This window comes from Curtobacterium sp. VKM Ac-1376 (genome assembly GCF_015351025.1).
Taxonomy (GTDB): domain Bacteria; phylum Actinomycetota; class Actinomycetes; order Actinomycetales; family Microbacteriaceae; genus Curtobacterium.
This window is the reverse complement of record NZ_JADKRV010000009.1, coordinates 58,283-71,662: the sequence shown is the minus strand read 5'-3', so window position 1 is coordinate 71,662 and position 13,380 is coordinate 58,283. Positions and strand designations below refer to the sequence as shown.

General features: G+C 69.8%; 13 protein-coding genes. 12 read left to right on the top strand and 1 reads right to left on the bottom strand.

Annotated features, from left to right (window positions below):
- Positions 1-10: 10 nt before the first annotated feature.
- From ITJ56_RS11930 to ITJ56_RS11885, 10 genes are all read left to right on the top strand, one after another.
- The gene (locus ITJ56_RS11930; RefSeq protein ID WP_194630829.1) at positions 11-589 is read left to right on the top strand and encodes a cell division protein SepF; all 579 of its coding nucleotides are present in this window, start codon (positions 11-13) and stop codon (positions 587-589) included.
- 69 nt (positions 590-658) lie between these two features.
- Positions 659-955 carry a YggT family protein gene (locus ITJ56_RS11925; protein WP_194630828.1) on the top strand — a complete coding sequence of 99 codons (297 nt, stop codon included), beginning with the start codon at positions 659-661 and terminating at the stop codon, positions 953-955.
- 184 nt (positions 956-1,139) lie between these two features.
- Positions 1,140-1,823, top strand: coding sequence for a DivIVA domain-containing protein (locus tag ITJ56_RS11920; protein ID WP_194630827.1), 684 nt, complete (start codon positions 1,140-1,142; stop codon positions 1,821-1,823).
- 2 nt (positions 1,824-1,825) lie between these two features.
- Complete coding sequence (lspA, locus tag ITJ56_RS11915; RefSeq protein ID WP_228517687.1) at positions 1,826-2,494, top strand: signal peptidase II; 669 nt, start codon at positions 1,826-1,828, stop codon at positions 2,492-2,494.
- Positions 2,491-3,420, top strand: coding sequence for an RluA family pseudouridine synthase (locus tag ITJ56_RS11910; RefSeq protein WP_194630826.1), 930 nt, complete (start codon positions 2,491-2,493; stop codon positions 3,418-3,420). The genes lspA and ITJ56_RS11910 overlap by 4 nt, the downstream gene beginning before the upstream one ends.
- Before the next feature lie 315 nt (positions 3,421-3,735).
- Positions 3,736-7,215, top strand: coding sequence for a DNA polymerase III subunit alpha (gene dnaE, locus ITJ56_RS11905; RefSeq protein WP_416354779.1), 3,480 nt, complete (start codon positions 3,736-3,738; stop codon positions 7,213-7,215).
- Positions 7,216-7,226: 11 nt separating this feature from the next.
- On the top strand, positions 7,227-7,604 hold the full coding sequence (locus ITJ56_RS11900) for a DUF2200 domain-containing protein (protein WP_194630824.1): 378 nt from the start codon (positions 7,227-7,229) through the stop codon (positions 7,602-7,604).
- Positions 7,605-7,615: 11 nt separating this feature from the next.
- Positions 7,616-8,923: a histidinol dehydrogenase gene (gene hisD / locus ITJ56_RS11895; protein WP_194630823.1), complete on the top strand. Its 1,308-nt coding sequence runs from the start codon at positions 7,616-7,618 to the stop codon at positions 8,921-8,923.
- Positions 8,924-8,936: 13 nt separating this feature from the next.
- The gene (nrdR, locus tag ITJ56_RS11890) at positions 8,937-9,437 is read left to right on the top strand and encodes a transcriptional regulator NrdR (RefSeq protein WP_194630822.1); all 501 of its coding nucleotides are present in this window, start codon (positions 8,937-8,939) and stop codon (positions 9,435-9,437) included.
- Complete coding sequence (locus ITJ56_RS11885) at positions 9,434-10,510, top strand: quinone-dependent dihydroorotate dehydrogenase (protein ID WP_194630821.1); 1,077 nt, start codon at positions 9,434-9,436, stop codon at positions 10,508-10,510. The genes nrdR and ITJ56_RS11885 overlap by 4 nt, the downstream gene beginning before the upstream one ends.
- Positions 10,511-10,730: 220 nt before the next feature.
- Here the strand turns inward: ITJ56_RS11885 and ITJ56_RS11880 are convergent, their stop codons facing one another.
- Positions 10,731-11,306, bottom strand: coding sequence for a DUF3043 domain-containing protein (locus ITJ56_RS11880; protein WP_323749795.1), 576 nt, complete (start codon positions 11,304-11,306; stop codon positions 10,731-10,733).
- A gap of 53 nt (positions 11,307-11,359) precedes the next feature.
- Between ITJ56_RS11880 and ITJ56_RS11875 the strand changes: the two genes are divergently transcribed.
- Entirely contained in the window at positions 11,360-12,811 is a 1,452-nt protein-coding gene (locus tag ITJ56_RS11875) for a dipeptidase (protein WP_194630820.1), read from the top strand.
- Between the two features lie 58 nt (positions 12,812-12,869).
- Positions 12,870-13,241 carry a HesB/IscA family protein gene (locus ITJ56_RS11870; protein WP_194630819.1) on the top strand — a complete coding sequence of 124 codons (372 nt, stop codon included), beginning with the start codon at positions 12,870-12,872 and terminating at the stop codon, positions 13,239-13,241.
- Positions 13,242-13,380 lie beyond the last annotated feature (139 nt).

The window sequence follows — 13,380 nt, the reverse complement described above, 5'->3', positions numbered from 1 at the left end:
CGGAGGAACCATGGCCAACCCGCTGAAGAAGACGATGGTCTACCTCGGCCTCGCCGACGAGGAACTCGACTACGAGGACGAGCAGCAGCAGGCTGCGCCCGAGCGGCAGCAGGCCGCGCCCGCGCGCCAGCAGGCCGCCCCCGCGCCCGCCGAGCCGCAGGAGGCCTCCGCAGCGGCGGCTCCGGCGGCAGCCCCCGCTGCGGCTGCGACCGCCGCGAAGACGCACACCAACCAGCGCGGCGCCCAGATCACTCCGCTCCGCCGCTCGCACACGACCGCACAGAAGGCGACCCCGGTCCAGGAAATGAACGAGATCCTCACCGTCCACCCGCGCGAGTACAAGGACGCCCAGTCCATCGCCGAGAGCTTCCGCGACGGGATCCCCGTCATCATCAACCTCTCGCAGATGACCGAGGGCGACGCCCGCCGCATGATCGACTTCGCGTCGGGACTGTCGCTCGGCCTGTACGGCAAGATCGAGCGCGTCACGAACAAGGTCTTCCTGCTCTCGCCGGCCCACGTCGCAGTGAGTGGCGAGCCCGCTGAGGTAGAGTCCGACATCGAGGCGAACTTCTTCGTCCAGTCCTGAGCCTTCCCGGCCACCCGCCCGTGAGCGTCGTCGTCCGACGGCGCTCGCCCGAGACGAGCGAGCCCCATCGTGTCCGTGATCCTAGGGATCATCTCCCTTGCTCTCCTGCTCTACTTCTTCGTGATGTGGGGGCGGTTCGCCCTGGATCTCGTGCAGAGCTTCAACCGGTCCTGGCGACCGCGCGGGGGCATGCTCGTGGTCTCCGAGTTCGTCTACACGGTCACCGACCCGCCCATCCGCGCGGTCCGACGGGTCCTCCCGCCGCTCCGCCTGGGACCGGTGGCGCTCGACTTCGGCTGGACGATCGTGATGCTCGTCGTCATCATCGCCCGCGTCGTGGTCGCCGCCCTGATCGTCAGGGTCTAGCGGATCACGGTCCGCGACACGCGCCACGCCACGGCATGGTCACGGTTCTGACCCATCGTCGGTGTACGGTGGTCGGGATCGATGCACGCTCCGGCGGCGCATCCGCACCGCACGGTACGACTGGTACATTCGGTCGCACCGCACGCGGTTCCACACGTTCAGCAGTTCTATTGAGGTGACGGCAATGGCTTTGACGCCGGAAGACGTAGTCAACAAGCGGTTCCAGCCGACGAAGTTCCGCGAGGGCTACGACCAGGACGAGGTCGACGACTTCCTCGACGAGGTCGTGGTCGAGCTGCGTCGCCTGACCGCGGAGAACGACGAGCTCCGCCAGCGCCTGCAGGCGGCCGAGTCGGCCCCGCAGCAGCCGGTGCAGCTCGAGAAGTCCGCTCCGGCGGAAGAACCGGAGCCCGTGCCGGCTCCGGTCGAGGCGGCTCCCGAGCCCGCTCCGGTCGCTGCGGCCGCCCCGGCGACCACGGTCCCGGCGGACGAGGACACCGAGGGCACCACGAACCTGCTGACCCTCGCGCGTCGTCTCCACGAGGAGCACGTCCGCGAAGGCATCGAGAAGCGCGACGCGCTCATCGCCGAGGGCACCGCCCAGGCGGCCCGCCTGGTCTCCGAGGCCGAGGCGAAGCAGCGCCAGATCATCGCCGACACCGAGAACACGAACCGTCAGCGTGTCGCGGTGCTCGAGCAGGAGCAGCGCCAGCTCGAGGGCAAGATCGACGAGCTCCGGACCTTCGAGCGCGACTACCGTGCGCAGCTCAAGAGCTACATCCAGGGGCAGCTCTCCGAGCTCGACTCCTCGGGCGAGCAGTCCGGTCTCACCCCGGCGCCGGCATCGGCGCAGGGCTTCGGCAACTGACGTTGTCGCGACCAGCATCACGAGCGAAGGTCAGTGTCCGCGCGATCGCGGCACTGGCCTTCGCCGCTGTCGTGGTGGTGGCGTTCGACCAGGTCGCCAAGGCGCTGGTCGTCGCGAACCTGCCGTACGGCACAGCGGTCCCCGTCCTCGGCGGGGCGCTCCAGTTCCTCTACGTCCGGAACCCCGGGGCGGCGTTCTCCTTCGCGGTGAACATGACCTGGGTGTTCTCGGTCATCTCGGCCGCGGTCGTCGTCGCGATCATCCTGTACTCGCGGCGGATCCGCTCGATGTGGTGGGCGATCGTGCTCGGCATGCTGCTCGGTGGCGCGCTGGGCAACCTGATCGACCGCCTCTTCCGTGAGCCCGGGTTCGCCCGGGGGCACGTCGTCGACTTCATCTCGACGCCCTGGATGATGCCCGCGATCTACAACGTCGCGGACTCGTTCATCTGCATCAGCATGGTGCTGTTCGTGCTGTTGGTGATCGTCGGGGTGAACCTCGACGGATCCCGCACCCTGTCGGCCAAGCGCCAGGCGCAGGCCGACACGGCGGAGCCGCTCGACGGCGGGGCAGCGTTCTCGTCAGCTGATGGTGCCGTCGACGAGCCGACCCGCGCCTCCAGGCCGGATGACCGGGACCGTCGCGGCACGCTGGGCCACGACGCCACGTGACCGAGTCGCGTTCTCTTCCCGTTCCCGACGGGCTCGCCGGCGAGCGAGTCGACGCGGCCATCGCGAAGCTGCTCGGGTTCAGTCGTTCGTTCGCGGCTGACGTCGTCGCAGCCGGGGGCGTCCGTGTCGACGGTGTGCCCGTCGGCAAGTCAGATCGCCTGCACGCCGACTCCTGGCTCGAGGTCGAGTGGACCCCGAAGGAGCCGCCGCGCATCGTGCCGGCCGTCGTGCCGGGCATGACCGTCGTGCACGACGACGAGGACATCGTCGTCGTCGACAAGCCCGTCGGTGTCGCTGCACACCCTTCGCCCGGGTGGGACGGTCCGACCGTCCCCGGCGGGTTGGCAGCGGCCGGGTTCACCATCGCGACCTCCGGGGCCGCTGAGCGCGCCGGGATCGTGCACCGGCTCGACGTCGGAACGTCCGGGCTGATGGTCGTGGCGAAGACCGAGCTCGCCTACTCCCACCTCAAGCGCGCGTTCAAGGAGCGCACGGTCGAGAAGGTCTACCACGCGCTCGCCCAGGGACACCCGGACCCGACCTCCGGCACCATCGACGCGCCCATCGGACGGCACCCGTCGAGCGACTGGAAGTTCGCGGTGACCGCGGACGGAAAGCCGAGCGTCACCCACTACGAGACCCTCGAGGCCTTCCGTGCCGCGACCCTGGTCGAGGTGCACCTGGAGACCGGTCGCACGCACCAGATCCGTGTGCACATGGCCGCAACGCGCCATCCGCTCGTCGGCGACACGATGTACGGCGCCGACCCGGTGCTCGCGGCGGAGCTGGGGCTGACACGGCAGTGGCTCGACGCGGTCCGGCTCGGCTTCGCGCACCCGCGCACGGGGGAGTGGGTGTCGTTCGAGGCGCAGTACCCCGACGACCTGCAGGCCGCCCTCGGGAAGATCCGGAGAGCGTCCGTCTGACGCGCCCGGCCGCTTGTGCCGAGGGGGCACGAACTGTCGGTTGCGGCGCCGCCAGGCGACGCTTTCCGCACCCGCGGCGGCCCGCGTGCGGCGTGTCCTGCCCCTTCGGCGGCGCGCCCCGCGCGTGTCGCGACCCGGTGCCGGTCTGGAGGCGCGGCGCGGCCCCGCCCCGCGCCTCCCGTCCGCCCCGACGCGCGCGGGAATGTGGGCGGTCGCGGCTAGGCTGTTCCCACCCCGCAGCACACCGTACGAACCGGAGGTTCCGTGTCGGATTCCGACTCCTTCGTCCACCTGCACGTGCACAGCGAGTACTCGATGCTCGACGGTGCCGCCAGGCTCTCCGACCTCGTGGCGGAGACCGCCGCGCAGGGCATGCCGGCCGTGGCGGTGACGGACCACGGCAACATGTTCGGCGCGTTCGAGTTCTGGAAGGCCGCGAAGGCCGGCGGGGTGAAGCCGATCATCGGGACCGAGGCGTACATCACGCCTCGCACCCACCGCTCGGACAAGACCCGTGTCCGCTGGGGTGACGGGGGTGGCGACGACGTCTCCGGTGCCGGCTCGTACACGCACATGACGATGTTCGCCGAGAACACGACGGGCATGCACAACCTGTTCCGGCTGTCGTCGAAGGCGTCGCTCGAGGGGTACTACTTCAAGCCCCGCATGGACATCGAACTCCTGCAGGAGTACCACGAGGGCATCATCGCCACGACGGGCTGCCCCTCCGGCGAGATCCAGACACGCCTGCGCCTCGGGCAGTACGACGAGGCGGTCCAGGCGGCGGCTGACTACCGCGACATCTTCGGCAAGGAGAACTACTTCGCCGAGGTGATGGACCACGGGCTCGAGATCGAGCGCCGGATCATGAGCGACCTCATCCGCCTGGCGAAGGACCTCGACATCCCGCTGGTCGGCACGAACGACCTGCACTACACGCACGCCCACGACGCGAAGTCGCACGCGGCGCTGCTCTGCGTGCAGTCCGGCTCCACGCTGAACGACCCGAACCGCTTCAAGTTCGACGCCGACGAGTTCTACCTGAAGACCCCGGCGCAGATGCGGCACGTCTTCCGCGACAACCTCGAGGCCTGCGACAACACGCTGCTCATCGCGGAACGCTGCAACGTCGAGTTCGACACCTCGGCCAACTACATGCCGAAGTTCCCGGTGCCCGAGGGGGAGACCGAGCACTCCTGGTTCGAGAAAGAGGTCGCGAAGGGACTGGAGTACCGGTACCCGGACGGCATCACGAAAGAGGTCCAGGACCGTGCTGACTACGAGGTCGGGATCATCAACCAGATGGGCTTCCCGGGCTACTTCCTGGTGGTCGCCGACTTCATCAACTGGTCGAAGAACAACGGCATCCGCGTCGGCCCGGGGCGTGGTTCCGGTGCCGGTTCGATGGTGGCGTACGCCATGCGCATCACCGACCTCGACCCGATCCGGCACGGCCTGATCTTCGAGCGGTTCCTGAACCCGGACCGCGTCTCGATGCCCGACTTCGACGTCGACTTCGACGACCGGCGCCGAGGTGAGGCGATCAAGTACGTCACCGAGAAGTACGGGTCGGAACGCGTCGCGCAGATCGTCACGTACGGCACCATCAAGGCCAAGCAGGCGCTCAAGGACTCCTCGCGCGTCCTCGGGTTCCCGTTCGGCATGGGTGAGAAGCTCACCAAGGCGATGCCGCCGCCCGTGATGGGCAAGGACATCCCGCTCACCGGGATCTTCGACAAGGACCACCCGCGCTACAAGGAAGCCGTCGACGTCCGCACCGTGGTCGAGACCGACCCCGAGGCGAAGACCGTCTTCGACACGGCGCTCGGGCTCGAAGGGCTGAAGCGCCAGTGGGGCGTGCACGCTGCCGGCGTCATCATGTCGAGCGACCCGCTCATCGACATCATCCCGATCATGAAGCGGGAGCAGGACGGCCAGATCGTCACGCAGTTCGACTACCCGGCAGCGGAGTCGCTCGGCCTGATCAAGATGGACTTCCTGGGGCTCCGCAACCTCACGATCATCAGTGACGCCCTCGACAACATCAAGACGAACCGTGGGACCGAGCTCGACCTCGAGAACATGGGGCTCGAGGACCCGGAGGCGTACGCGCTCCTGCAGCGCGGTGACACCCTGGGTGTGTTCCAGCTCGACGGTGGGCCGATGCGTGGCCTGCTGCGGCTGATGAAGCCCGACAACTTCGAGGACATCTCCGCCCTCATCGCCCTGTACCGTCCGGGCCCCATGGGTGCGAACTCGCACACGAACTACGCGCTGCGCAAGAACGGCGAGCAGCCGATCACGCCGATCCACCCGGAGCTCGAGGAGCCCCTCAAGGACATCATCGGCACGACCTACGGCCTGATCATCTACCAAGAGCAAGTGATGGCCATCGCGCAGAAGGTCGCCGGGTTCTCGCTCGGCCAGGCGGACATCCTCCGCCGCGCGATGGGCAAGAAGAAGAAGTCCGAGCTGGACAAGCAGTACGCGGGCTTCCAGCAGGGCATGAAGGACAACGGGTACTCCGACGCGGCGATCAAGACGCTGTGGGACATTCTGCTGCCGTTCTCCGACTACGCGTTCAACAAGGCGCACTCGGCGGCGTACGGCGTGGTCTCGTTCTGGACCGCGTACCTGAAGGCGCACTACCCGGCCGAGTACATGGCCGCGCTGCTGACCTCGGTCGGCGACGCCCGCGACAAGCTCGCCCTGTACCTCAACGAGTGCCGCCGGATGGGCATCAAGGTCATGCCGCCGGACGTCAACGAGTCGATCGGCTTCTTCGCCGCCGTCGGGGACGACATCCGTTTCGGCATGGGTGCCATCCGCAACGTCGGCTTCAACGTCGTCGATGACATCGTCAAGGCCCGCAAGGAGAAGGGCGCGTTCGAGTCCTTCCACGACTTCCTGCGGAAGATCCCGATCTCGTCCGCGAACAAGCGCACGGTCGAGTCGCTCGTCAAGGCCGGTGCCTTCGACGAGTTCGGGAACACCCGTCGCGCACTGGTCGAGATCCACGAGGGCGCCGTCGAAGGGGCCGTCAAGGTGAAGCGCGACGAGGCCAACGGCAACGTCGGGTTCGACTTCGACTCGCTGTTCGCCGAGGTCGCCGAGGAAGCACCGTCGGCCGCGGTGTCCCAGGTGCCGGAACGCCCCGAGTGGTCCAAGCGCGACAAGCTCGCCTTCGAGCGCGACATGCTCGGGCTCTACGTCTCCGATCACCCGCTCGCCGGGCTCGAGATCGAACTGGCGAAGCACCAGTCGATCACCATCGCCGACCTGCTCAGCGCAGACGACTCGATCGAGGGCGAGACGGTGACCGTCGCCGGCCTGCTGACGAGCGTGCAGCACCGGGTGGCGAAGACGAGTGGCAACCCGTACGGCATCGTCGACATCGAGGACTTCGGCGGCCAGATCGGCGTGATGTTCCTGGGCAAGACGTACCAGGAGTTCGGCCCGTCTCTGGTCCCCGACTCGATCGTCGTTCTGCGCGGTCGCGTCAACGTCCGCGACGACGGCAAGGCCCTGCACGCGGTGAGCATGTTCCAGCCGAACGTCGGCGACGCGATGGGCTCCGGCCCGCTCACGCTGTCGTTGCCCGAACGCCAGGCCACGACGACCACGGTGACGGAACTCGCCGCCGTGCTCGGCCGCCACCAGGGCGACACCGAGGTCCGGCTGAAGCTGCTCAAGGACGACGTCGCGCGCACGTTCGAACTGCCGTTCCCGGTGAACCTGACCCCGGACCTGTTCGGCGAGCTGAAGAGCCTGCTCGGACCCCGCTGCCTGGTGTAGGAGCGTCGACCATGGCCGGTCACCGGATCTTCGGGACGCCCGTCGCGGACGTGTACGTGCACTACCTGGCGAAGGTGGCGCGCAAGGGCCACACGAAGGCGGAGCTCGACGCGGTCATCGAGTGGTTGACCGGCTTCGACGACCGGGCGCTCGGGCAGCACCTGGCCGACGGGACCACGTTCGAGGACTTCTTCGCGGCTGCGCATCTCAACCCGAACGCGTCGATGATCACCGGCGTGATCTGCGGCGTGCGGATCGAGGAGCTCGACGACCCGCTGATGCGGCGGATCCGCTACCTGGACAAGCTCGTCGACGAGGTCGCGAAGGGGCGGCCGATGGCGAAGGTGCTGCGGAGCGGGGAGCCCCGGACGCCCACGACGCCTCGGTAGGCTGGTTCCTGATGATGCAGCGAATCGACCTCCGCGGCGGCCTCCCCGCCCGTGCCGAACTCCTCCGACTCATGCCCCGTGCCGCGGTCGACGTGTCGCACGCGGTCGACGCCGCACGCGAACTCGTGGACGCGGTCAGGCAGCACGGAGCGCAGGCGCTGCGCGACCAGGCCGAACGGTTCGACGGGGGAGCACCCGCGAACGTCCGTGTCCCCGCGTCCGAGATCGCCGCCGCGGTCGCCGGGATCGCTCCCGAGGTGCGAGCCGCTCTCGACGAAGCGATCCGCCGCGTCCGCGCCGCCAGCGCGGCCCAGGTGCCGACGGGCTCGGTGACGACCCTGGCCGACGGCGCCGAGGTGCACCAGCGTTGGCAGCCGATGCGTCGTGTCGGGCTCTACGTCCCCGGCGGCAAGGCGGTCTACCCGTCGAGCGTCGTGATGAACGTCGTCGCGGCCCAGGTCGCGGGCGTGCCCTCGATCGCCCTGGTGTCGCCGCCGCAGCGTGACCACGGCGGCGCGGTGCACCCGACGATCCTCGCGGCAGCTGGTCTGCTGGGGATCGACGAGGTCTACGCGATGGGCGGCGCCGGCGCGATCGGCGCCCTGGCGTACGGCGTGTCCGAGATCGACCTCGAGCCGGTCGACCTGGTCACCGGGCCGGGCAACAACTACGTCGCCGCGGCGAAGCGTCTGGTGCGCGGTGTGGTGGGCATCGACTCCGAGGCCGGCGCGACCGAGATCCTCGTGATCGCGGACGACACTGCCGACCCCGGGTTCGTCGCCGCCGACCTCATCAGCCAGGCCGAGCACGACGAGCAGGCCGGCAGCGTGCTGGTGACGACGTCGGCGGCGTTCGCCGACGCGGTCGAGGCCGCCATCCCGGAACGCACCGCGGTGCTCGGAACGGCTGCGCGCCTCCAGACCGCCCTGGCCGGACCGCAGTCCGCGATCGTCCTGGTGGACTCGCTCACCGACGCCGCGACCGTGAGCAACGCCTACGGGCCGGAGCACCTCGAACTCCAGACGGCCGACGACGAGGCCGTGCTGGCCGACATCGACGCCGCCGGAGCGGTGTTCGTCGGACCGAGCACGCCCGTCAGCCTGGGCGACTACCTGGCCGGGTCGAACCACGTGCTGCCGACCGGCGGTCAGGCCCGCTTCGGGTCCGGGCTGTCCGCGTCGACGTTCCTGCGTCCGCAGCAGGTCGTCCGGTACACGCCGGCGGCTCTCGCCGAGGTCGCACCCCACATCGTCGCGCTCTCCACCGAGGAGCAACTCCCCGCGCACGGGGCCGCCGTGACGGAGCGGACGAACCGATAGCCTGGGGAACGACATGTTCTGCCCCTTCTGCCGCCACCCGGACTCCCGCGTCGTCGACTCACGGACGAGCGACGACGGAACCTCCATCCGTCGCCGTCGCCAGTGCCCCAACTGCGGTCGGCGGTTCTCGACGACCGAGACCGCATCGCTCAACGTCGTGAAGCGGAACGGCGTCACCGAGCCGTTCAGCCGCGACAAGATCGTGTCCGGCGTGCGCAAGGCGTGTCAGGGCCGACCCGTGACCGACGGTGACCTCGCCGTTCTCGCGCAGCGCGTCGAGGAGACCGTCCGGTCGTCGGGGTCGAGCCAGATCGACGCGAACGACATCGGCCTGGCGATCCTCGCGCCGCTGCGTGAGCTCGACGAGGTCGCGTACCTGCGGTTCGCGAGCGTCTACCAGGCCTTCGACTCGCTCGAGGACTTCGAGGACGCCATCGGGCAGCTCCGCCGCGACCACCGCGCGGCCTCGGACACGACCACCGGGTCGTCGGCATCGTCGGGCACCCGCGCGTGAGCGACATCGCCGCACGGGTCGTCCGCGGCGGCTACCGCGTCGTCTTCCGGTCGGTGTTCGCGAACATGGACCCCGAACGGGCGCACCACTTCGCGTTCGCCGTCATCGCCGGGCTGCCGCGCCTGCCGTTCCTGAGCGGCGTCGTGGAGCGGTACTGCCGGCCTCCCGCCGCCGACGGGGTCACCACGATGGGCATCCACTTCCCGTCCCGGTTCGGCCTCGCGGCGGGGTTCGACAAGGACGCCCGCGGGATCGCCGGTCTCGGGCTGCTCGGGTTCGGTCACGTGGAGGTCGGCACGATCACCGCGAAGGCGCAGCCCGGCAACGAGCGGCCGCGCCTGTTCCGGCTCATCGCCGACCGCGCGCTGATCAACCGGATGGGCTTCAACAACCACGGTGCAGCCGCGGCAGCCCGCCGCCTCGAGCGTGCCCGCCGCAACCCGGGCCGACCGGTCATCGGCGTGAACATCGGCAAGAGCCGGGTCGTCGCGGTCGAGGACGCCATCGACGACTACCTGGAGTCTGCCCGACGGCTCGCGACCTTCGCCGACTACCTGGCGGTCAACGTCAGCTCGCCGAACACGCCCGGCCTGCGCGGACTGCAGGAACTCGACCAGCTCCGGCCGCTGCTGTCCGCCGTCCGCGACGCCGCCGGCCGGACGCCCGTGCTCGTCAAGATCGCACCCGACCTGACCGACGAGCAGATCGACGCGATCGCCGGTCTCGCGGTCGAGCTCGGGCTCGCCGGGGTGATCGCGAACAACACGACGATCTCGCGCGACGGGTTGGCCACCGACGCATCCGACGTCGAGGCCATGGGCGCCGGAGGGCTCTCCGGTGCGCCGCTCGCGACGCGTTCGCTCGAGGTCCTGCGTCGCGTCCGCGCCGCGGTGCCCGCCGACTTCTGCGTCATCGCCGTCGGCGGTGTGACCACCGAGCAGGACGTGCAGGACCGCATCGACGCCGGCGCGACGCTGGTGCAGGGCTACACGGCGTTCCTCTACGAGGGTCCGACCTGGGCCGCGCGCATCAACCGCCTGCGCCGTCGTCGCCTGCGTCGCGCCGCGCGGTAGACGCGACTCCTCGACGGCCAGGAGGCCCGTGGCGACACCGCCAGGTGCCTCCTGGCCGTCGTGTTGGCGCGCATACGGCCGCTTCGTGAGCACAGGAAGGGTCGGGTGCGCCGTGCTCCCTCGACCATTCGTGCTCACTCGATGTGCGCGGCGTCGCGGGGAGCGGGAACGACGAAGCGCCGCCCGGCATGCCGGGCGGCGCTTCGTCGTGCGCGTGTGACTAGAGCGTGGGGTACTGGCCGCGTCGCACCTGCGGCTTCGGCAGGCGCAGGAAGCGCAGCTGCCACGCCCGCGTGAGGATGTAGAGGAACGTGCCGCGCTGCAGCTCGCCGAACTTGCCGGTGAGCTTCCGGCGGAGTGACAGCCAGAGCACCACGCAGTCGATGATGAACAGGGCCACGAACGCCCAGACGAGCAGGAGCGAGTACGACGCGACGACGGTCTGCGCGGCGGCGAACCCGACGATCAGGAACAGCACGAGCACGGGCATCATGACCTCGCCCACGTTCCAGCGGGCGTCGATCCAGTTGCGGACGAAGCGGCGCTGCTCCCCGCGGTCCTTGGCGGGCAGGTAGCGCTCCTCACCGTTGGCCATGCCGACCCGGGCGCGCTCGCGCTCCGAGTTGAGGCGAGCGCGTGCGGCCTTCTTGTCGACCGGCGTGTTGCCGACGAGGGGGCGACGGTTCGCTGCCTCACGCTCGCGGCGCGACGGCGTCGGGCGGCCCTTGCCCTGCTCGAGGAGCTCGGCCTCGGTCGGGTTCACGGTCGTGTTGGTCTTGGGGGCTGCCTTCGCCACGGTGCGTTCCTAACGGCGTTGTGCGTGCGGGATCGTCCTCTAGATTACCGGGCATGACCGACAGCGAACAGCACAGCACCGCGACCGACCCCGCGCTCCTCGACGCCCTGCGCGAACACGTGCAGGGGGCACTGCCCACGACGATCGCCGACCTGTCGGCGCTGGTGCGCCTGCCGTCGGTGTCCTGGTCGGCCTTCGACCCGGCGAACGTGCGTGCGAGTGCCGAGGCCGTCGCGGACCTCGCCCGGTCGACCGGGGTGTTCGGCGCGGACGACGTCCGGATCGTGCGGTCGGCGGTCTCCGGCTCGACGGCCGACGTCGCCGAGGCCGACGCCGAGACCGAGCTCGGCCAGCCCGCGGTGCTCGCGGTGCGCCCTGCGCGGAACGGCAAGCCGACGGTGATGCTCTACGCCCACCACGACGTGCAGCCGCAGGGCGACGAGGCCCTGTGGGAGACGCCGCCGTTCGAGCCGACCCTGCGCGGTGACCGCCTGTACGGCCGCGGCGCCTCGGACGACAAGGCCGGCGTCATGACGCACATCGCGTCACTGCGGGCGATCCACGCGCAGTTCGGCGACGACCTCGACCTCGGCGTCGTGCTGTTCGTCGAGGGCGAGGAAGAGTTCGGATCGCGCTCGTTCCGCACGTTCCTGCGCGAGCAGAAGGAGCACCTGGCGGCCGACGTCATCGTCGTGGCGGACAGTGACAACTGGTCGACCGAGGTGCCGTCCATCACGGTGTCGCTGCGTGGCAACGTCACGTTCAAGCTGACGCTGAAGACGCTCGAGCACGCGAGCCACAGCGGGATGTTCGGGGGAGCGGCCCCCGACGCGATGATCCCGATGGTGAAGCTGCTCGCCTCGCTGCACGACGATGCCGGTTCGGTGGCGGTCGACGGCCTGGCCTCCTACGACGCCGACGTGCCGGAGCGCACCGACGACGAGCTCGCCAGCGACGCGGCGCTGGTGCCCGGCGTGCGGCCCATCGGCACCGGTGCCGTGCTGTCCCGCATGTGGTTCCAGCCGTCGATCACCGTGACCGGCATGGACGTCCCGAGCGTGGCGAACGCGTCGAACACGCTGCTGCCGTCGGTCTCGGCCCGCGTCTCCGTGCGCGTCGCACCGGGGCAGGACGCGCAGGAGGCAGCCGCCGCGGTCGAGCGGCACCTGCGCGAGCACGTTCCCTTCGGGGCACGGCTCGAGATCACCGAGCCCGACAGTGGTGACGGCTTCCTCGTCGACACGGCAGGGTGGGCCGTCCAGGAGGCCCGCACCGCCATGCGCGAGGGGTGGGGTGCCGAGGCGGTCGAGCAGGGCATCGGCGGGTCGATCCCGTTCGTGTCCGACCTCGCCGCGGAGTTCCCCGAGGCCCAGATCCTGGTCACCGGCGTCGAGGACCCGGATACCCGCGCGCACAGCCCGAACGAGTCCCAGCACCTCGGCGTCCTGCACCGTGCCATCGCGTCGGAGACGATCCTGCTCGCCAGGCTCGCGACGCGCAGCTGAGGGTGCTTACAATCGACGCCAGGCGCGGTGAACCACACCGCCCGGAGGGAGACGCGCGATGAGCGACACCATCACCGACGACGCACCGACGACCGAGGCTCCGTCGCACGGCGTGCTCCTGAGCGACGCCGCTGCTGGCAAGGTCGCGAGCCTGCTCGAGCAGGAGGGCCGCGACGACCTGCGCCTGCGCCTCGCCGTCCAGCCCGGCGGCTGCTCCGGCCTGATCTACCAGCTGTACTTCGACGAGCGTCTGCTCGACGGTGACACGACCGCCGAGTTCGACGGCGTCGAGGTCGTCGTCGACAAGATGAGCGTCCCGTACCTCGACGGTGCCACGATCGACTTCGAGGACACGATCCAGAAGCAGGGCTTCACGATCGACAACCCGAACGCGCAGGGCAGCTGCGCCTGTGGCGACAGCTTCCACTGATCACCAGCCGATCCGACACGCGAGCGGGGAGCGACCAGAACGGTCGCTCCCCGCTCGCGTTCTCGGTACCGGCGCCCGCGCAGTGGAGCGCGGAGTGACCGGGGAAAACCTGCCACGCGCAGGTGCGGATCGAGGCCAG

Coding starts and splice junctions, on each gene's coding strand:
- hisD (WP_194630823.1), top strand. CDS start 7,616: ATGATGCAGCGAATCGACCTCCGCGGCGGCCTCCCCGCCCGTGCCGAA.
- nrdR (WP_194630822.1), top strand. CDS start 8,937: ATGTTCTGCCCCTTCTGCCGCCACCCGGACTCCCGCGTCGTCGACTCA.
- ITJ56_RS11920 (WP_194630827.1), top strand. CDS start 1,140: ATGGCTTTGACGCCGGAAGACGTAGTCAACAAGCGGTTCCAGCCGACG.
- ITJ56_RS11930 (WP_194630829.1), top strand. CDS start 11: ATGGCCAACCCGCTGAAGAAGACGATGGTCTACCTCGGCCTCGCCGAC.
- dnaE (WP_416354779.1), top strand. CDS start 3,736: ATGCTCGACGGTGCCGCCAGGCTCTCCGACCTCGTGGCGGAGACCGCC.
- ITJ56_RS11875 (WP_194630820.1), top strand. CDS start 11,360: ATGACCGACAGCGAACAGCACAGCACCGCGACCGACCCCGCGCTCCTC.
- ITJ56_RS11870 (WP_194630819.1), top strand. CDS start 12,870: ATGAGCGACACCATCACCGACGACGCACCGACGACCGAGGCTCCGTCG.
- ITJ56_RS11900 (WP_194630824.1), top strand. CDS start 7,227: ATGGCCGGTCACCGGATCTTCGGGACGCCCGTCGCGGACGTGTACGTG.